The 18,865-nt window shown below is 44.0% G+C and carries 13 protein-coding genes; 2 read left to right on the forward strand and 11 right to left on the reverse strand.

Annotated features, from left to right (window positions below):
• Positions 1-242: hypothetical protein (locus ACUVJL_RS23325; protein ID WP_445248014.1), on the forward strand; the 242-nt coding region annotated here is incomplete at its 5' end.
• Positions 243-401: 159 nt separating this feature from the next.
• Here ACUVJL_RS23325 and ACUVJL_RS23330 read toward each other — a convergent pair.
• The 11 genes from ACUVJL_RS23330 to ACUVJL_RS23380 all read right to left on the reverse strand — a co-directional run bounded on the left by ACUVJL_RS23330 (position 402) and on the right by ACUVJL_RS23380 (position 18,455).
• Positions 402-5,195: an nSTAND1 domain-containing NTPase gene (locus ACUVJL_RS23330; RefSeq protein ID WP_445248015.1), complete on the reverse strand. Its 4,794-nt coding sequence runs from the start codon at positions 5,193-5,195 to the stop codon at positions 402-404.
• Between the two features lie 252 nt (positions 5,196-5,447).
• The gene (locus ACUVJL_RS23335; RefSeq protein WP_445248026.1) at positions 5,448-7,574 is read right to left on the reverse strand and encodes a caspase family protein; all 2,127 of its coding nucleotides are present in this window, start codon (positions 7,572-7,574) and stop codon (positions 5,448-5,450) included.
• Between the two features lie 141 nt (positions 7,575-7,715).
• The gene (locus tag ACUVJL_RS23340) at positions 7,716-8,618 is read right to left on the reverse strand and encodes a peptidoglycan-binding protein (protein ID WP_445248016.1); all 903 of its coding nucleotides are present in this window, start codon (positions 8,616-8,618) and stop codon (positions 7,716-7,718) included.
• A 41-nt stretch (positions 8,619-8,659) separates the two neighbouring features.
• Positions 8,660-9,568: a glycoside hydrolase family protein gene (locus ACUVJL_RS23345; protein WP_445248017.1), complete on the reverse strand. Its 909-nt coding sequence runs from the start codon at positions 9,566-9,568 to the stop codon at positions 8,660-8,662.
• Between the two features lie 665 nt (positions 9,569-10,233).
• Positions 10,234-11,511 (reverse strand): bifunctional sterol desaturase/short chain dehydrogenase, encoded by a 1,278-nt coding sequence (locus ACUVJL_RS23350; protein ID WP_445248018.1) that lies wholly within the window; start codon positions 11,509-11,511, stop codon positions 10,234-10,236.
• A gap of 73 nt (positions 11,512-11,584) precedes the next feature.
• Positions 11,585-12,208 carry a restriction endonuclease subunit R gene (locus ACUVJL_RS23355; RefSeq protein ID WP_445248019.1) on the reverse strand — a complete coding sequence of 208 codons (624 nt, stop codon included), beginning with the start codon at positions 12,206-12,208 and terminating at the stop codon, positions 11,585-11,587.
• Between the two features lie 123 nt (positions 12,209-12,331).
• Positions 12,332-13,252, reverse strand: a complete 921-nt coding sequence (locus tag ACUVJL_RS23360) for a polysaccharide deacetylase family protein (protein ID WP_445248020.1) — start codon at positions 13,250-13,252, stop codon at positions 12,332-12,334.
• Positions 13,253-13,393: 141 nt separating this feature from the next.
• Positions 13,394-14,341 carry a hypothetical protein gene (locus ACUVJL_RS23365; RefSeq protein ID WP_445248021.1) on the reverse strand — a complete coding sequence of 316 codons (948 nt, stop codon included), beginning with the start codon at positions 14,339-14,341 and terminating at the stop codon, positions 13,394-13,396.
• Between the two features lie 3 nt (positions 14,342-14,344).
• Positions 14,345-15,499 (reverse strand): AAA family ATPase, encoded by a 1,155-nt coding sequence (locus ACUVJL_RS23370; RefSeq protein WP_445248022.1) that lies wholly within the window; start codon positions 15,497-15,499, stop codon positions 14,345-14,347.
• On the reverse strand, positions 15,496-16,653 hold the full coding sequence (locus tag ACUVJL_RS23375; protein WP_445248023.1) for a DUF262 domain-containing protein: 1,158 nt from the start codon (positions 16,651-16,653) through the stop codon (positions 15,496-15,498). The genes ACUVJL_RS23370 and ACUVJL_RS23375 overlap by 4 nt, the downstream gene beginning before the upstream one ends.
• Before the next feature lie 158 nt (positions 16,654-16,811).
• Positions 16,812-18,455 (reverse strand): family 10 glycosylhydrolase, encoded by a 1,644-nt coding sequence (locus ACUVJL_RS23380; protein WP_445248024.1) that lies wholly within the window; start codon positions 18,453-18,455, stop codon positions 16,812-16,814.
• On the opposite strand from ACUVJL_RS23380, the gene ACUVJL_RS23385 reads away from it, so the two are divergent.
• Complete coding sequence (locus ACUVJL_RS23385; protein ID WP_445248025.1) at positions 18,454-18,651, forward strand: hypothetical protein; 198 nt, start codon at positions 18,454-18,456, stop codon at positions 18,649-18,651. The genes ACUVJL_RS23380 and ACUVJL_RS23385 overlap by 2 nt on opposite strands.
• Positions 18,652-18,865 lie beyond the last annotated feature (214 nt).

Genomic DNA, 18,865 nt, shown 5'->3' on the forward strand with positions numbered 1-18,865 from the left:
ACCAACTTATGTGCAAACCCCTCGGGGACGATGCAGAGACTCAGAAGATTTTAGATGAAACAATAAATCAGAACTATACCAAAGCGGCTGGGATGTTGGCTCCTGTTTTAGTCAGTGGAGTTGGGTTAGCTCCTGCTGTTGGTACTCTCCTGGCAACTCTAATTATTAAAAAGATTGCAAAGACAGGTGCTAATGCAATTTGCGAGAATTGGGAGAAAAGTTTAGCAAAACCTACAAGCTGATCTTTATACAAAGATTAGTGATAAAAATTATGTCAGGAGGCGATCGCTCAACCTTCTGAAATTTTCAGGATCTGGTTTTGCCGTCTTCAACTTGGCTAGGCCATTTTGATATTGGTTGATGCCGATGGCGATCGCGTAGGCTTTGAGTAAAATACGTTATCAATTAAACTTCCTTTTACAAATAGTTTTAGCTTCTTTGGCAATATCATCCATAGATGGGTTAAGAATAGGATGTTTTTGAAGACGGCTGCAAGCAACACCAAGTAATACTTGCCAGTTTCCAGGGAAAATCTTTAGAGAGGGATTATAGATGTAACTGTAACTAATAATGCTCTTGCCACTAGGACTAAAAGCTAAAAAAGAGCATGAGTTTCCACAAGTATTGAATAAAGCACCAGGTTGATTAAACTTTGCAATTGGGTTTCCTTCAATATCCCAGAGTCTTATAACACTATCTCCACCCCCTTGTAGAAAACCTACACTCGTGGCAGTAACAAGAGTTTGACCATCAGGACTTAAGGCGATCGCATCTACATTTCCCTCGTGAAGAAAGGGTAAACCCAATTGATTGCCTTGATAGTCTCTCACTTCAATTTCATTATTGTTGGTGACAATAGCAATCTTCTTACTGGAATTGCTGAGAGCAATATTCTTAATTATTTTTGAATAATTGATTTGTGAAATCTGATTTCCGTTTACACTTTGTATTTGAATAATTTTTTTCTGTTTAACAACAGCAATTGATTGACCATTAGGACTATAAAATATGTCATCATATGCAGGGTAAACTCCTTTAGGACTATCCTTGACTTCTTCCAATTCTAAAGTATTCCCTTGCGAACGAATCACAATACTACTGCCATCAGTCCTAAAAAATCGTGAAGGAGTTACCAGATTTTCATAGAGAGAAACCTGTACTTTGATCGCTCTATGAAATTCTTCTTTTTGGGTGACTTGCACGGATTTAATGCCAGGGAAAGATTCCGTACTCCAAATCCGTACAGTTCCATCAGCACCAGCACTAGCAATCAATTCCCCATTAGGGCTAAAAGCAACGGAAGTAATTGAGCCATATTCATTGTTAGTATTGCCGTAAAAGTTTGCACACTGCGCCCAACCTACTTTTGCATGACCAACTAAACGCGGAGCGACTAGCTCACCAGATAGTAGATCATGGATTTCTAGGGTATCATTATCGCCAGCAGTAACAAAGATATTGCCACGAGGATTAGAGGCAACAGCATAGGTAGAAAATTCATGGGCTTTTGTGTGAATATTCTGTAGATAGTTATATCGCCATGAATGCCATATTGCTAAAGTTTCTCTGTATGGATTGCTTTGTAAAGCTCTACCAGCAATAATGTCATTACCATCAGGATTAAAAGCAATAGATGTAATACAGCCTATTCCTCCATTATCCTCTGATTCTTTGTCTGAATTATTATTGAAAGGTAACTCTTTTGGAGCAGTTTTTTGCTCGAGATTCCATAATCGAAGAAGATGTCCACTACCACCTGTAGCAATAGTTTTGCCATCGGGACTGAAAGCAACTGACAGAATAACAGCTCTCCTCCCTTCTTTGCTAATATCTCTGATATTTCCTAAAATCTTAGAAGTTTTATTGAGATTCCAAAGTCTAACAATACCATCTCTACCTACACTCACAAAAGTATTACTATCAGTTGGGCTAAAAGCTAAGGCAGTTACTCCTCCTTCATGCTTACCGAAAATTGCAGATTTTCCTTGAAGATTCCAACGTCTAACTGTGCCATCTTTGCCGCCACTTACCAAAGTATTATTATCAGTTGGGCTAAAAGCTAAGGCAGTTACTCCCCCTTCATGCCTGCCCACAAGGTTGCTTACAATTGGATATTTTCCTTGAAGATTCCAAAGTCTAACTGTGCCATCCTGACCACCACTAACAATAACTTGACTATTCGGGCTAAAGGCTACTTTCGTGACTGCTCCCTCGTGCCTTCTCAAAATATTGAGTTCTCTTGATGCTTCTAATACAGAAAATAAGCTAGATTTTGCTGAACTAAGAACTGAATTAAAAAATGGTTTTGATGCCTGATCCGTGGCTTGAATTGCGAAAGCTAAAGCTTTGGGAGGATCGGTAGATACTAAAGTTTTAGAAACAGCGACTTCTTCTCGTAAACGAGATAATTTAGCTTGATAAAGTGCGGCCAGAGTCAATCCAATTAGCACAATCACAACCCCCGTTACAATTCCGGTTAAGCGATAAGCATTTCTTTTTTTTTCAACTAAACTTTCTCTAACAAATTCATCCTCTATTTGATTAAACCAGTTGTTTATAATCAGAATTTGCTTCAACTGTCCTAAGCGAGGATCGTCATCCCAAAGATATCGGGTTGAACTTTCCTCACGACCCTTTGCAGCCTCCGCTTCCTGCTGTTTCAGTCGTTCACGAGCGAATTTTCGTTCTTGAATTTTTTGAATAATAGCTGTTTCTGCTTGTCTCCAAATATCGCGGAGTCTCTTACGTCTTGCTTCCTGCTGGTTCTTGCTCTCCCACTCATTTGCTGCAACGGTTAACCGTTGTTGCAAGGTGAGCTCCTCTTTCTCGTTCTTAATCCACTGCTGCAACTTATCCCATTCACGCACCAAAAAATCATGTGCTGGTTCCACATAAGACACCCCTGCCTCCTGTCCTGTTACTAACAACCGAGTTTTGATCAACCGATCGCTCACCTGTGCCACACGCTTGTTTTCTTCCGCATCTGGATAGACTAATTCAGATTCGGGTACCCGTCGCCGTGCAATTCCTACCCCCTCGATCGCCACCATCCGCAGCATCACCCGTCGCATCGTCGCTTGGTATGCCTTGCCCGGTGCTTCGCCAAAATCTCTTACGAGATTGTCATACTCCTGCGTCGCCCGACGAGTCAGCGCTCCTGCCACTCCACCCAGTTCCTCGTAGTCCTTGATTCGTAAAGCGCGATCGGTTGCATTATCCTTCGTCCAACGATCGTACAGTTTGATATACAGTTCACTCAAGGTAAACGAGAGCAACGGCAAGGCTCCCGGCATCTGCCCCACCTCATCAATCAACATACCCACCAACTCCGGTGGCTCAAAGTACAACGCTTGTTTCAGGGCAGGCCCTTCGATCGCCTGTCGCAACTCATCCAAATTCATCGCCCGCACGGGGAATCGCGCATCTTTCCAGTAAGCCGAAAGTGGTGAGGAAAGAAAACGCGGTTCAAAGTCCGATCGTAGCGTCAACACAATATGCAACTGCTGGGGACATTCAACAATTGCCCCTAAAAGCACCTGCAAAAACGGTAGCCAAGGTTGGGATTCAGCAGCGCGATCGCTCTGTTGCCTGTCACCACCATGAGTTTCTGTTTGACTCTCCTGGCTCATCGTAATCAACTCTTCAAACTGGTCGATTGTTAACAGCAACTTGACATCGAGATGAGTTTCGCTCCACTTTCTAATCACACGGGTGAGGTGTTGCCGCGAGTTTTGGAGTCTATTACTCAGAGACTCTAGCTGTTCAAAAATTGCCCGATAAAGCTGCGATAACTGTTCCTTTTCTTGGGGATTGCGACACAAAGCCAAAAGCTGCTTGAAATAATCCTCAACGACCAAAAGTTTAGCTTCTGACTTTGCACTGTTCCAAGACTCTGCTAGTTTGACAAACACTGTATCTGTTGATTCCTCACCCTGATCTTGACCGCTTTCTTCCTTGGGTTTGAACACCTCATCTAGAAAACTCACTTGAGAGAGTTGCTCGATCAGTTCCGGCTTTTCGATGGGCACAATGGCTCGTGCTAAAGCTGTAAATGGATACCGATCCGGACGTATTGGATCGAGGATGTACCATTTTGATTCCTGCCTCAACTCAGGAATCAATCCGGCTTTAACTAAACTGGATTTACCGGAACCCGAAGCTCCCAAAACGACCGTGAGAAAACGATTCGCTTGAGACAGACGATGCTGGAGTTCTTCAACTAATATCTTTCGACCGAAAAAGAAGTTAGCGTGTTTTTCATCAAACGATGCCAACCCGCGATAGGGATTATTGCTCTCGTTCAGGAGTGGTGCAGGCTTGAGTTGCTCGGACGTGAATCCAGGCTTTGTGAAAACAAACTCTCCTCGGTCATACTCTAGCCTCATCGGATAGATTCCAGGCTTTTGACGTTCGCCAGACAACTGGCTGACCTGCTGTTCTAGATACACATACAGTTCGTGAGCAGTAATTACGCCATCCGGAATCATGTCTGCTTTGTTTTCGCGCAATCCTTCCAGCAGTGCCAGTGCAAACGGAGAATGCAGTACCTGCTTCTCATCTGGAATTGCATCACGATCGCGCTTAGGATCAGCTAATTTAGCCACATCTAATGCTTCTTGGTCGTGCGCCGCCGAGGTTATTACCTGCCATGCTGGATAGCGAATGAAGCGATCGTAGTGTTCCCGGCGTACCGTTTCTAGAATGGGAATGATTTTCCGGCGACCTGCCCAGCGAAACGTTCCAGCGAAGCAGCAGTCCAGAATGACTAGCAAATGATGACAGTCCAGTTTTTTTAGTGCCTCATACACCTCAGACATGGCTAAAAAAGAGCCTTCTTTCTGCCAGTCTGCATCCTGTGGGACTAGATATCCTTTTGGACCGTCTTCACTGTTGCGGGGAATGCCATGACCTGCAAAGTAGAAAATGAGGCGATCGCCTTTCGTCGGCTTGAGTTGATTGGGAAGAGTATCATTAAGTAGCGTTTGGAGTCCTGTCAGTGTGGCGGCTTCGTCTAACAGACGAATGACATTTTCAGGTTTATATTCATACTCTGTTTCTAACAAATCGGCAAGTGCCCTAGCATCGTTGACTGGTGTTCTCAGACGGTGAATTTGAGGATGGTTTTCATAACAATCAATACCGATAACGACGGCTAAATTGCGATCAAAGTTCGTTTTGTTATATTCCCAAGCCACGGGTCTACCTCCACTGAATATTTTTTATCAAGCTCGCTACTCCGATACGGGCGCTCTCACCTGATTAAGGGCATCAAACCTGATGCCCCAAGCTTGTCGCCGCCACACCTAATGAGATTGCGATCGGGATTCAAAGTAACTGCAAGTCTCACTTCAAAATGTTCTGTTAGGGTTTGCAGTCACTGACCTGAAGTCGTTCGCTTAAATTTAGCCGCCTCAAACTCTCAGTTATTCGACAGCCCGATTTCAAAGCTATGATTGAGTGAGAGTGAATGTCACCTGCTTCGTTACCCACTCAGCATTTGGATTCGGTTTAGAGCGCACTCTACGACCTTCAGGTGGCGGATTATCCAGATCGGCACCAATAGTACCTAATAGCTGGTTGAGAGGGTTAATCCCTAAACCCTTTTGATTGGCTACCTTCTCAAGCTCTTGGTCAAGATTTCCTCTTTGACCTAAATCATCATCAAGGGCAGGTAAAGTAAGCCAGTCAAATTGGGCGATACCGCGAGTTGCAAACAACTTGAGCGTTTCTTTCGCTTGTTTGTAGGCTTCGCCATCTGGCAATTCAGTATTCACGGTATCGTAAATCTCTGCTTTGCTATCAAGGGGATAAAATATGTCTTCGTTTCCCTTGATAGATAATTTATATATCGCCCAAGTCGAGTCAAGGTCTAAGATCGCAATATTCAGGGGTTGAGAGGAGGTATTCTTGATCCGCAATACCATTGATTGACCCTGTTTGATCACAATATTGCTGGGATCTGCAAAAGGTTTACGGTTTAGGTCTAACAATTCAAATTCAATATATTTATTGAGTTCGGAATCCGGATTGTCAAGAGATTGAACTGCCTGATATTTTGACAAATGAACTAAGCGTTTAACGACAGCATTTGCCGAATCTTGGTCATTAATCTTCAGTAGCTTTCCTAAGTTTTTTAAAGGAGTTTCAATCGAAATTTCGTACTCGCCATCTCTGCCAACTGCAACCTGATAGTCAGACTGTTGCTCGTCACCGGCTTTCACTTCAACAACCCAACCATTCCCTGCCAAAGCTTGCCGAACTTTCTCTAAAGCTTCCTTTTGTTTGTCAACCCACTCGGCAGGTAATTGATGCTCCTTATCCCCAGCTTCTTTGTTATCTAACAAGAGGACTCGACGCACGAGGGTGACGGGAGCAGCGACCATGACAGCAGGAGAGCCTGGTTCGATTTTTAGCTCTTCTTTAACCTCAATGCCTCCCTCTTCAGGCTCCAGAACTCTAGCCATTGATTTCGAGGCTTGAACCTCTACAATTTCAACAATCGCCTGTTGCTGCTGCCTGTTGGAAAAATCTGTGGCATTGAGTGGATAGATAGCGAATTGCGTACCGCTACTAAGTCCTTGCGCTAACCCTGCATTCAAGGTGACTTGCTTTTGGTTAGAATCTACACTCATAACGGTCACGCTGTAGTGATGCGGTAAGCTCTCGTTCCCAAATACTGCGCGGGTGCCGTCACCGATTAACATGGGTAACTGTTGGGGGAACTTACTCTGAATTTGAGCACAGACGCGATCGTACAGCTTTCTGAAACTCAATCCTGTAGAACTGGTCGCCAGAGTCTGAATTAGCCAGTAAGTCAGCGCTCCATGTCGCTCCTTGCCATCAAACGTATACTCATAAGCATATTCATTGGGGCGACAGGCTGCTAAAAGAACGTAATTATTTGCTGGCGGAACCCATGCAATCTCACCATCTAGTCCTCCAGTTTGAATCTTCCAATTTTTGATCAACTCTTCATCTTTAGCAACCAAGCTTTCCTTGTTTGGCGGTGTTGTGTCAGTTTCTTCCCCGCTTCGGATAGCAGCATCACCTCTGGTTACTCCTCCAGAGTGACAGCAATCCATAATAACTGTGACGATCGATCCTTTGTCCGTCATCCGCTTCAACAGCGTTGCCAGTTCCACATCCAGCAGGTAGCGACCTCCAGCGCCAATATCCATTGGCACAATACATTCATCATTTTGGTCAGCCCCCTTCAGTTCTGGATATATGGTTGTCGCCCGTCCTCCATGTCCGGAGTAGTAAATGTATACCTGCTCTCCTGGTTGTGCGATTTCGGTAATGGCATTAAACTGCGCCACAATATTTTCATAAGTTGGTTCCAGGTCTTTGGTTTCGATTGTTTCAGCAACTTCAATATTCGGAGAAGTCAGCTTAAAAACCCGTTCGGAAGGAATCTTCAGTGTCTCTAAGAGGTAGCTTGCTACAAGATTAATGTCACGCACGCATCCCTTAAGATTTTTGTATAACCGATTAGGTTTATAGCCGTCAATGCCAATTAATAAAGCGTAAATATTCGGTGTTTGCACGGGTTGGTTAGCCATTTTTTTTTTCATCACTCCAGCATCTCTATTTAACTCAGAGAGTTGATGTATCAGCAGAGTTATGGAGCCACAATTTCAAGCTCTTCAGAAAACTCGGCTTATTCAGCAACGTATCCTTCAGTTCAAGGTTGGGTTAATTCGATCGCTAACACCTCAAGCGATTAACTCGCGGGTTTTTGATCCGACAATTCCGTCTGCGATTAAACCTTTTTTCTGCTGAAATTCTTTGACGGCTTTATCTGTCCCCGGTCCAAATTCACCATCAGTCCCAACTACAATGCCAGCTTTTTTCAACCCTTCCTGAAGCTTTAGTACATCCGAGCCTTCCATTCTGGGCATCGCCAAGCGCAAAGTTCTGGGTTTGTCATCCCACGGCGCTTTAGAAAACCCAGGAGCAGGAGATCGATTAAGTGCATCCTCGGTTTGAGGGCCAAAACCGCCATCTTCGCTAATCCTTTCATTAGGATGATTCTGATTCCAAAGCTGCTGAAATGCAAGTATTGATTGACTGCGAAGATCGATCGTGCCGTCGCCTTGGTAGTCGAAGTGAGGTGGGTCGCCTGGTAATGGATTCCAGCCATATTGCATCAAATAAACTTCCCAGCCTATTGCATCTTCAATGTCGATCGCTAACCCAGTTTGGTGGTTGCTGGCTCCCGGTGGAGCTACAGGATTAGGATTGTGGAAGCGATCGTTATACAGCAACATTTGCTGAGCGATCGTGCGGTAGGCAGAGTTCACCTGCATAGTTTGACCTCGATCTTGAATGGCTTTCTGGAGTGCCTGTTTTGCTGAAGATTGTACATAGGGAAAGGCTGCATCCAGCAAGTCTACATTGAGGTCATCAAAACTGACAAAGGCATCTGGCATCATCAGTTGCAGTTGATATATCAACTGCTGGGATAAGCCATTGACCACCGCCGTCGAAGACATGGGTGCATCTTGGAGCAATCCGGGAAAACTGCCTTTAATTCCCAACCGATCCCGTTGGACAAATTCTTCACAAGCTTCGACAATTACAGGTTGATTAAAGAGAATATCGCTTGAGTCACTCATGGTTTTCTCCTATCTGTTTGAATTTGGTTACACAATCGATGTTATAGTCCCAATTCTTTTCGTGTTTGGGCACCTACAACACCATCCGCTATTAGCCCTTTCTGCTGCTGAAACTGCCGCACTGCCTTCTCAGTATCATTACCAAAGAATCCATCAGGTTCGAGATTAATTCCTGCTGTTTTCAAAGCTTCTTGCACTTGACGAACATCCTCACCTTGCATGAGAGGATCGGTGAGTTTCAAAGTGCGAGGTGCTTCTGCGATTGTTTCCCCTGTTACTTCTTCGCCTGTTCCTTCATAGGTTAAGAATGACTGCCAGGGTTTTCCCAAAAACAGTGCTCGTTCAGCCAATCGTCGGCGTGTCAGCCCTAGCCAGGGTTCACCATTTACCTTATTCCACACAGGAAACTGATTAGCTGATCCTTGATAATTTCCCTGGTTCAAAAGCTTGAGAAGAGTTGAACCTCCAAAACCGTCTGTTCCTGGGCCGACGTTGAAGCAGAAGCAAACCAGTGCAGAAAACTGACTATCATTGAGCTGAGCTTCAACGGCATCCTCAACAAAGGATTCAAATTTTTCTAAATCTATCCTCAGCAATTCTTCTGCCTGTGTTTTGCTAATCGTCAGTCCTGGATAAACATCATCGCCAGTGTGTCCGTAACCAATTGTCCACACTCCACCGCCGTCATCATAAGCAGTTAGCTCACATCCTTCAAACGTAGTGAGAAGCTTAAAGCCTTCTCCATTGATATGCTTTGAACCTCTGCGTTCTGCCACATCAGGCGGTTGTTCGTCTGGAGGATGAATGTTGTATGTTTTAGCCACGCTGAACTTTAAAGCATCGATTAATGCTTTTACTTGCCCATTTGTCTCGGTGACTTTAACGGCTAGGTCGTCTTTTATTTCGTACACGCGACCATCGCCAAAGATTTCAAGCGATCTTCTTGGCATTTTAGTTTTTCCTTCTTAAAAAGTAGATTCTATGGCAAGACTTATCCTGAAGAGCCCGAGCGCCAAACTTTTGCCTGCCTCTGAGAACCTGTGAAAAGAGTTTATCAATTCATACCTGTTATCGAAACTCTTTCTCTTACAGGTTATTTTACTTATTATATATGTCTGTCCCCAAATAAGTTCCGGGATTTTATCGAGCCTTTACAAAAGTTTATTTTTGCGGATCGAGAGCGGTGTGCTGCTTGTTCTATTTAACGATCGCGATCGCCCAATTCCACCACTATCAAATTACACTTATTAGTCTTGGACGTATCAACTAACCAAAGAGCATAGTTGAAAACTACATTCAGCACCCGCAACTGGCATCTACAGTGCTATTGCGGATAGAAGTGACTCAGGAGAGATAGTAGTTAGTAAAAATACTTAATAATTTGTATCAGTAAGCATAACCCTGTTGGGAATGGGGCCCGAAACAGCTCTCGATTCCACTCCCCGTCAACGGTTTTGACCCAATAAGTCACAAGAGTGGATTTGCGGCTCTGGGAGTGGGGGCGTGAGCTTACTCGTGACGATGTGAGATGTGACAAAGGCTTTAGTTTTGTGGAATTTAGCCGCAGGGCGGACAGTCACAGCCGCCGCCCCTGCGGAAACCCGGTTTTGGTTGGTCAATTAATCTTTGCTTCCGCGCTAGATTTTTCAGATGCCGCAGCTTGCTTTATCTCTGAAATCGCTTTCCGGCTGAAAATTTGGAAGTAGAGAGAAACAAAAAACTCTTTGACGGGAAAAACTATAAAAGTCAAAGGATTAATTGTGACGATGATATTGCGGACATCAGCCTTAGCTTGTTTGACAACTTGCTGCGCTACCCAATCTGGAGACATAATGCCGATCGGGTTTAAATTGCTTTTAAACGGCCCTAAAATCAGTTTGCGAACGATGCAGGGCGCGTCTAGCCGGCGCAGGGTGACTAAATCTCCCAGGGCGCGCTTGCTGAGTTCGTACAGGGGACTGACAGCGGGAATTACTTCTGCTTCTGAAGTGTTGATCCAGACTTCTTTGCAAGCGATGTTTTCGTTAGTGCGGACTGTTAAGAAAAAGAGTTCCATCAGCCGCCACGCGGAAAAAGTGTTAATTTCGTAGGAGTTGGCGATCGCCTCTCCTGTTCTTTCTCGCTGTACGTTAATCCCGTGATTGATGACGAGAATATCGATTTTTTCTAACAATAGGGCTAAGTCTGCCTCTTGGCCAGCTTGCCAAGTTACGGTTTTTACAGGTAAATTTTCGCCGTCTATATTCAAAGTAATTCCCTCATTTCCAGAGGAGAGGGCGATAACTTTTGCACCAGCTTTGTGCAGGTGTTTGAGAAGCAAACGTCCTAAAGTTCCCGATGCACCGGTGACGGCTACAGTTTTGCCTTTGAGAGAAAGTGCTGTACCCATAAGTTTGTCTATTAAGGTGAAAGTACCGCAATAGTAAGCATTTTGATTATCGAAGTGGTGCCGCCAGTGATAAGGTTTATTAACTAACCACTTGCCAGGGGGAGTAAGGAAATCTCCCGGTTGGTGGGTGATGTCGGTTAATTCGTCTGCACCTTTGATGCCGATCGCGCGGGCGATCGCGCTCAACAAAAAGCCTAAAGTATAAATACAACCGGCTGCTGCACCCCAGTGATATTCCGGCAGCCCAAAATAAGCTACAACCCACAGCAACAAGCCCAAAACCATCATCGCCGCAGCTTCGGGCACGTCGTGACGCCAGTGTGCTTGCTTGTAAATTGTCTCGCTGACGGCTGTCAAATTCGGGCGGAAAACGCGGTGATGCCAAGTGTGCAGCTTTTGCAGGGGTGCCCAATAATGGGACACGACGTGATAAAAGTCTCGTATTATTTCTGCCCAGCAGACAGAAGCTATTGCCACAGCGCCGACTATCCAGTAATTTACCATGCTCGCACCAGTTTGAAATTTGAGATATTAGATATTGTCTGCTTTGAAAGATAACTCAAAATGGCTTTTATTGCTAGTCGGGCAGTTTACTCAGGCATTTTAAAATCTGCAAAACGCGGTACAATTCATTGCCGGGATTGGAAATAACAAATTCTGGAGATAAGGCATACTGCGTTATTTCGCCTCTGACTAACTTGACAAAAGAGAAGTTAGCACCTGTGGAAATCATTCCAAAAGTAGGAGTTTCTGGGTCGGCATCTGCCAGCATATATGTCAGGAGGTGGGCAAGTGCTTTGTCAGTTGAAAACGAAAGTTGTTTGGATTCAATTACTGTCACCCACAAGTTTGCTTTCATAATTAGGATATCTATTCTGCCTTCGATGATTCTGCCTTCGTCTTCCTCTTGAATGGCGATGGACTTTTCGGCTTTGACTTGAAAAGGAGACTCATACAGACCGGCAATAAACAAAATGGGGCTGATGATTGTTAGCTTGACTGCATTTTCCAATACAGGCGGGGTGTCTACCAAGTTGAAGTATATCTCTTGGACGCGATCGAGCAATTGTTTTTCTGAGTCTGTTACTTCGGGTAAGTTTTCTTGGCATTCTCGGAAAAATTCGCTGTTGCGAACTCGCTGCAAGCCGAAGTTATCGATTAGATAGCGGAGGTTTATATCTCTTGCTTGTAGTTTTTGCATTATGATTAATAATGGGTTTTATGGTTATTAATAAGTTTAGCATAATTTGGATTTTTAACCGCAGATGAACGCAAATGAACGCAGATGAAATTCTGAGTAAGTTAATTTGGCCCAGATGTCTGTTTATTGGGATTTGCGATCGGCAATTCGCTGTTTTTGTCCAGCTTGCATTTGCAGCAATTGCGGTACGGTGACAAAACGATATCCCTGCTGTTTGAGTTTGGGAATAATTGCAGATAGCGCCTCGACTGAATGCTTGCGATTTCCGCCGCCGTCGTGCAACAATACGATCGCCCCCGTTGAAGCTTGGGATAGCACGCTACGGGCGATCGCAGCGGCCGGAGGTTGCAGAAAGTCTTTGGGGTCGATCGACCACATCACCACTACATAATTTTTCTTTTTAGCGTAATTTGCCAAACCGTTAATTAAGCGGCCGCCGGGAGGGCGAAACAAGAAACTTTTTGCCCCAGTCGATCGATAAACATGAACCGCAGTATTATCTATTTCATCGGATGCTGTTTTTTCGGTAACATTGTGAGAATAGTGATGCCAAGTATGATTGCCGATCGCATTTCCTGCTTGCACAACTCTTTTCGCAATTTCTGGATACTCCCGCAAATTTGCACCCAAGCAGAAAAATGTAGCCACAACTTGATGTTTCTGCAAAACTTCTAATATTTTCAAAGTTTCTGGCGTTGGGCCATCGTCAAATGTCAGGGCGATAACTTTTGAGTTGTTAATACTGGCTTTATAAACAATTTGGCTGCGAAATTGCGCGGGCGGTGCGAAGACTAAAGGTTGCTCGGGAGGTTGGGGAGAGGGAGTTGCGGGGGGAGAAGGGGGTGTTTTGAGTTTTGGGGGTTTCAGGAGATTTGGCGACGGATTTTCAACTGGTGCGATTTGTTGGGCGATCCTCTTCGAGGACTGCGCTAACGAATTTGAGTTGGCAGTTTGTCGCGTTTCAGAAATAAGGGAAATTAGGGCGATCGAGCCGACAAATATAAAGGTTTTAATTAGGAAGTTTTTAGTAAATTTGGTACTCATGCACTGTATTATTTGCTGTTAATGATATAATTATCGCTTACAGCTCTGTCAGCTTGAGAGTTAGCTAAATTAATTTTTGTTTAAGAAGAGCGATCGGAGCCATGCTAAAAGCTTCAGCTAAAAGTCTGGCGAATCTTAAAATTATTTTATTTTGGGGCCAATATACCCAATGATTATCTTTCCTGGCCCTAATTCTGTGCAGAAATGGAGTCGCCAAGCTCCCGGTGTCATGCGGACGTGCAAACTGAAAAGTCGTTCTTTTTCATCAGGACCAGGACATTTAATAGTAAGTTCCTGCCTGAACTTCTGGAGTCTGTTCTCACTCTCCGAAGTTGCCCTACTAGGAAGATTATCCAAATTTAGCGCTCCGTCTTTCCAGCTTTTAGATAATTCATCAAGCTCAAATAACTTTCTGACAACTTGTCGTAACATTTTCGGATCGACAAGGCTTTTTATCTGTTGGCTGACCCGATCGCAAAATTCCAGGCTGGAGAATAACTCAGCTCGACGGCTCCAAAGCTCCAAACCGTCAGCCACTCCTGTTTGCTGACGTTTCTGAATCCAATTAGCGTGTTCGAGAACGTGATTTTCCTGACTAGCATGAAGAACCTCTACACTTTCTTGTATCAGCTCCTCGTTATCATCAATTTGTATTAGTTCTAACTTGATGCGACTGCTATTCCACAGCGATTCTGAATTAAAACTAATTGCCAATGTTTCAAGGTAGTACGCAACTTTAAAGCCTTCTGCTTGAGTCCCTTGCAAACTACCCAACTCGCAATCTGAATCTTGAATAGTTTTTATCTTTACATCAGTAATATCAACGGATAAAGGAGTCTTAGTTGCAAGCGTTCTCAGAAAAGTCCGATCGTCTTTATTAACTTCAGGATCGATAAGCCAACAAGAAAGAGGATAGTTTTCTGCCAGTTTGATAGCCCAAAAATCTTCTTTAGTACGAATTGCCTTCAATCCACAGCCTTTAGCTGCAACCATCGTCCTAATCAATTCTGCCATCCATTGTCGTGCTATGGAAATATCAGGAGCAAAAGTTCGTGCAGACAGTTCATTAAACACCATCTCCAAATCCATCGCTTATTCTCCTTTCACCGCAGGTTGCAACAAAATCTCCAAGCTGTTGTCCCACTCATCAAAAAAACCATCCGGCCATCGATCAATTCGTCCGTTGCGATCGATTTTTGGCGATATTACCTCAGTCACAGCTTGTCCTTCTTTATTTTGACGCTGGAAGTAATGCAACCGAACATCTTTCGGATCAATTTTGCCCCCATGAACCGCAAGGCGAATCCCGTTTAAAACATGATCGCTGTGAGTTTCTATCACAACTTGAACGCCACCGCTAGCTGCCAAAGCTAATAATTGACCCATTTTAACTTGTCCTTTGGGATGGAGATGCGCTTCAGGATTTTCAATTAAAATGATTGTACCAGGTGTTGATGCAAGTGCCGCTACAATAATCGGTAAAGTGTAGCTAATTCCAAATCCCACATTAGTTGCACGGTAAGGATTGCTATCTCCATAGGAATATTGAAAACTCATCAAATCGACATCGGATTTGGCGTCTATTTTGAGGCGCGTACCCGGACTAATTTCTCCCATCCACGCCTCAACTTGGTCGATTAAATCCATTGATTTTTCAGTAGATTGCTCTTTTTCTCTTTGAGTCTTTAATTTTACCTCTGGATGACTGAGACTGCTATTGGGAATAACTTTCCGTCCATTAATAGCCAGAAAATGAGCCGCATATTCACCTTTGATACCCAATTGACCGAGCTGTCGTACTTGGTAATCTGACATTTCATTAAATGACCGCGGTCCGATCCGTTCTGCCTGAAAGTAATGAAAATTATTGCCAAAAAGATTCGATTTATACACTTCCGAAGTAACTGGTTCCGAGACAATGTTCAACACATCTACCTCTTGGTCATATTTGAAACGCCATAGCCCTTCGCTGTTGTTTTCCCAAACAATGTCAAAACCAATTAAGTCCTCTTTTGCTCCCTCAAAAAGTGCGTCTCTAGCAGTACCCACATTCACGAAATCGCCATTAAGCGCCAACCCTTTTTCTGGCAGTAAACCCTGTTGGTAAGATTGGCGCAGCAACAGGAGCGATTGCATAACAGAAGATTTACCAGTGCTGTTTAAGCCGGAAAATAACGTGAGCTTTTTAAATTCCAATAACTGATTTGCAAAAGGTTTAAAATTGAGCAAGTGCAGCGAAGTAATCATGCCAGAACCTCCTGAATTATTTTTTCAATTATCTTAAATCTGTACTCGATTTTTTCCGCTGCCTGAGAGATAGAAGTCAGAAACTCTCGATCGTCATCTACATAATTTCTAAATTTTTCAATCAATTGCTCCTTGTGCTGCTTCAATATATCAAGTTGCTCGTCGCTAAGTAAACTGAAATTAACAGACCAAACTTCAAACAATGCTTTATTAATTGGAAACTTTTTTTTCTGGTTTTGAGAGACTTTACGGAAGGCATTTATTTCAAATATTTCCCATGCTGCGACCATAGCCTTTTTGAAATTATTTTCAATGGCTCCTAATTCGGATTCGGACATATTATTAATCTTGGATAATGCTTTAGTCAAAAACAAATCTCTTGTTTCAGATTGATAATTTTTATAAGATGTAAGCATAAAGGCTACAGAACCGAGTATAAATTCCCGATCTTCCATCCGCATTTTCCGCGAATCACTAAGCTTAGTAACGTCCTCGAATTCCTTAGATGTAGCAAGTTTAGCTAAGAATTTTGTTGCCTTACCAGGGTTGAGAGCATGGCGGATTTCTTGAGGAGACATCGGCAGTCCACCTGTATTAATCCGTTTAAAAATGTTATATTTAACTTCAGGAGGCGTACCTTTTTCAATCAAATAAACTGTCACCTGAGTCTCCTGTATTCGACGCTGGTATCTGCGCCCGATTTCATCATAATTTTTGCCTTCTAAATTGATCAAGTATTCTAGTCCACATAACTTCAGTTTTTTATCGCTCATAAATTGCTTGAGAGCAGATAGCCGCTGCAATCCATCCACGACTAACCATTTATCTTCATTAGTTGCATCTATATAAAAAGCGGGTAATGGAATCCGAATCAGGATCGACTCAATCAGTCGGCTTTTCGCGTCATCTTTCCAGATGTTTGCATGGCGCTGAAAGTCCGGTGCTAAATCGAGAGCTTCCTCATTGATTCTTCTTAGAAGTTGCTCGATGGTTGGTTCTTTGGTGAAAATATTAATTTTGTCAGGGTCATATATCAGTTGGTCTTTTTCATAGAGTTCATCACCGTTATCTTCTTCCTCTTGCCTCAAATTGAGTTCATCAAGCGTCGTATCTTCGTTAGATACTTGGTTGTAGGGTTCAGGCTGAGCTACCATAGGGAATACTCCTTTGTATTAACATTTATTTTGATTCTGTATTGTCCTATTAAAACTTGGATGACGCTCCTAGCAGATAAGAACATTCTCAAATATTATCGCACAAATTCTCTCTTGTAGAGACGCTACAAATCGCATCTCTACAACCTACAGCTTATCTACAATCGGCAACTTTGCCGTGCCCTTTCATCCTCCGGTTCTTGCCACCCAAAAGCAAAATGACTCACCGCATTAATTTGCGGCGTCGCCGAGCGAATTGCCCGCATTTGAATCTCCAAAGACGGCCGATTTTTCAGAGGTTTTCCCCAATCTCCAGCAATGGCAGGAATAATTTTTGCTCCCGCAGGCGCTAAGCTCACTGTCCGCTGCACCTGTGGCACAATGCAGCTTACATCCCCGCAATTTCCGTAAGACATGGCGTGCAATTCCACAGCAGCCGGAAACTTGTCCCAAGGCTGCAATCTCGAATCAAACCCCCCTTGATTTATCGCTTGATTTCCGTTGGGAAAAAACACCGCTCCTACAGGAATTCCCATCCTTTGAGCTGGTTGAATTGCTATTCCCAAAAAATCTAAAATCCCTTGGACTGCGTGAGCAACGCTCAGTTTCCAGAGGTCTTTTTGCAGAATGCCGGTATCGGGAAGTGGCGGTGTCGGTTTTGGTGTTGGACGTGCAGCGTTGGGATTCTTAGTGGCGGGAGTTGTTGAGGCTGTTCTTGAGGCGGTATTCTCCCTTCTAGAAGCTGGAGTTGCTATCGGTATCGGTCGCGGAGTTCGCCCCTGCCAAAGAGGTTCTTTCTCTGTTGGATACTGTTTGACTACTGCTTGAACGTCATTAGGATTGATAAATCCCTTAGTCAAATATCGCTGAATTAAATCTCGCCCTTGCTGATTGTTAGCCCGCTGCAAAAGAACTTGCTGCGATGCTGGGCCGTAAATCCACAAGTCTTGAACTTTGGTAGCAACTGAAGCAGGCCCGACGCCCCGTAGATAGCGAACGTAGTCGAATAACATTCCTTGCGGCTTGCGCTTGACTATTTGATTCACTAACAAACTATAGTCTTGCCTCGCTTGCGGACTGTAGGGATCGATAAAGGCTTGATTGCCCGGAACTTCTCCCAAGTCCTCGTTAATTCCTGGGTTTTGAACTACTGTTAAAGTTGTCTGATTTTTACCGTTGATAGCGAGGGTTTGCTGTCTGTCTGAGCGCTGAGAATAGGTATAGCCAAAGTTCATGGTAAATAACCAGGCGTATACTTTTAAACCTCGTTGTTTGCCTTTGGCGATCGCCTTTTCTAACAAGTCGTATTTCTCGTAGCCGCGATTTCTCACAACAGAAGGCCAAGGCGTAGGATTGTCTGCCACTGGTAGCAGCACTTGACCGTCATAAAATGTTTCTATATAGACTTGGTTGTAGCCTTTATTCACAACTTTGTCTAATACCCGATCGATTTCTCCGGGTCTGACATCGCAGGGATACAAACGCAGCCAAACTGCTTGGGTTCCGGGCCATGTTTTTTGGCGGCATTCTGCTATTTCCCGCGCGTGTTGGCTCAAAACAGCAAAATATGCTTGCTGAGATTCCCGTTTTCCTGACAGGGCGGCGCGGCGCAAGTCTTCTTTTTGATTTACCTGTTCTTTGGATAATTGGCAATAGGCTGATGTTTCGGCAAAAGCTGGTTGAGTTTCGATAAACGGCCACACAAGCTGGCTGATGAAGCTACTGGTTAAAACAGCAGTTACCGCACTTAAAAAGCGTCGCTGGTGTTGTAAATTCGCGATGCGAGTTGGTGCAATTTTCATGGGAGAGTTGAATGGGGTTTTCTGGTTTAAATTGGGTGGCGATCGCATGCAAGCCGATCGCGCTCAACAAGCAGCTACCAATTTTATACTTTTTTCGGTTGACTTAGTTATGCCACAAGTCGATCGCACAATGCAAATTCTGTCTGGCGGCTATTTAGATCGAATAAGGGTGGCCAAGATCAGACTCGGTGGTTGAAACCGCTGCTATGCTAAACTTTCGTCCCCCTAAGCGTTGGCGCGCAGGCACGCGCCTTCGCGGACTCAAAAATAAAGGGGGTAAAAAGCCCGGATTTGAGCTCATACCCAGTTCAATTTTTCAGTATTTTTTCACTAAGGAATGAGAATTAAATAACTTCCACAAGTTTGTGGGATGGGCGTCCCGCCCGTCCAAAAAGGACGGGCGGGACGCC

This window comes from Microcoleus sp. OTE_8_concoct_300 (genome assembly GCF_031383065.1).
In the GTDB taxonomy this organism is placed as follows: domain Bacteria; phylum Cyanobacteriota; class Cyanobacteriia; order Cyanobacteriales; family Microcoleaceae; genus Microcoleus.

Bases quoted from the DNA above. Each gene is read 5' to 3' on its own strand.
- ACUVJL_RS23350 (WP_445248018.1), bottom strand. From the start codon at position 11,511: ATGGTAAATTACTGGATAGTCGGCGCTGTGGCAATAGCTTCTGTCTGC.
- ACUVJL_RS23340 (WP_445248016.1), bottom strand. From the start codon at position 8,618: ATGAGTGACTCAAGCGATATTCTCTTTAATCAACCTGTAATTGTCGAA.
- ACUVJL_RS23355 (WP_445248019.1), bottom strand. From the start codon at position 12,208: ATGCAAAAACTACAAGCAAGAGATATAAACCTCCGCTATCTAATCGAT.
- ACUVJL_RS23385 (WP_445248025.1), top strand. From the start codon at position 18,454: ATGGGAGAGTTGAATGGGGTTTTCTGGTTTAAATTGGGTGGCGATCGC.
- ACUVJL_RS23370 (WP_445248022.1), bottom strand. From the start codon at position 15,499: ATGATTACTTCGCTGCACTTGCTCAATTTTAAACCTTTTGCAAATCAG.
- ACUVJL_RS23375 (WP_445248023.1), bottom strand. From the start codon at position 16,653: ATGGTAGCTCAGCCTGAACCCTACAACCAAGTATCTAACGAAGATACG.
- ACUVJL_RS23335 (WP_445248026.1), bottom strand. From the start codon at position 7,574: ATGAAAAAAAAAATGGCTAACCAACCCGTGCAAACACCGAATATTTAC.
- ACUVJL_RS23360 (WP_445248020.1), bottom strand. From the start codon at position 13,252: ATGAGTACCAAATTTACTAAAAACTTCCTAATTAAAACCTTTATATTT.
- ACUVJL_RS23380 (WP_445248024.1), bottom strand. From the start codon at position 18,455: ATGAAAATTGCACCAACTCGCATCGCGAATTTACAACACCAGCGACGC.
- ACUVJL_RS23365 (WP_445248021.1), bottom strand. From the start codon at position 14,341: ATGGATTTGGAGATGGTGTTTAATGAACTGTCTGCACGAACTTTTGCT.
- ACUVJL_RS23345 (WP_445248017.1), bottom strand. From the start codon at position 9,568: ATGCCAAGAAGATCGCTTGAAATCTTTGGCGATGGTCGCGTGTACGAA.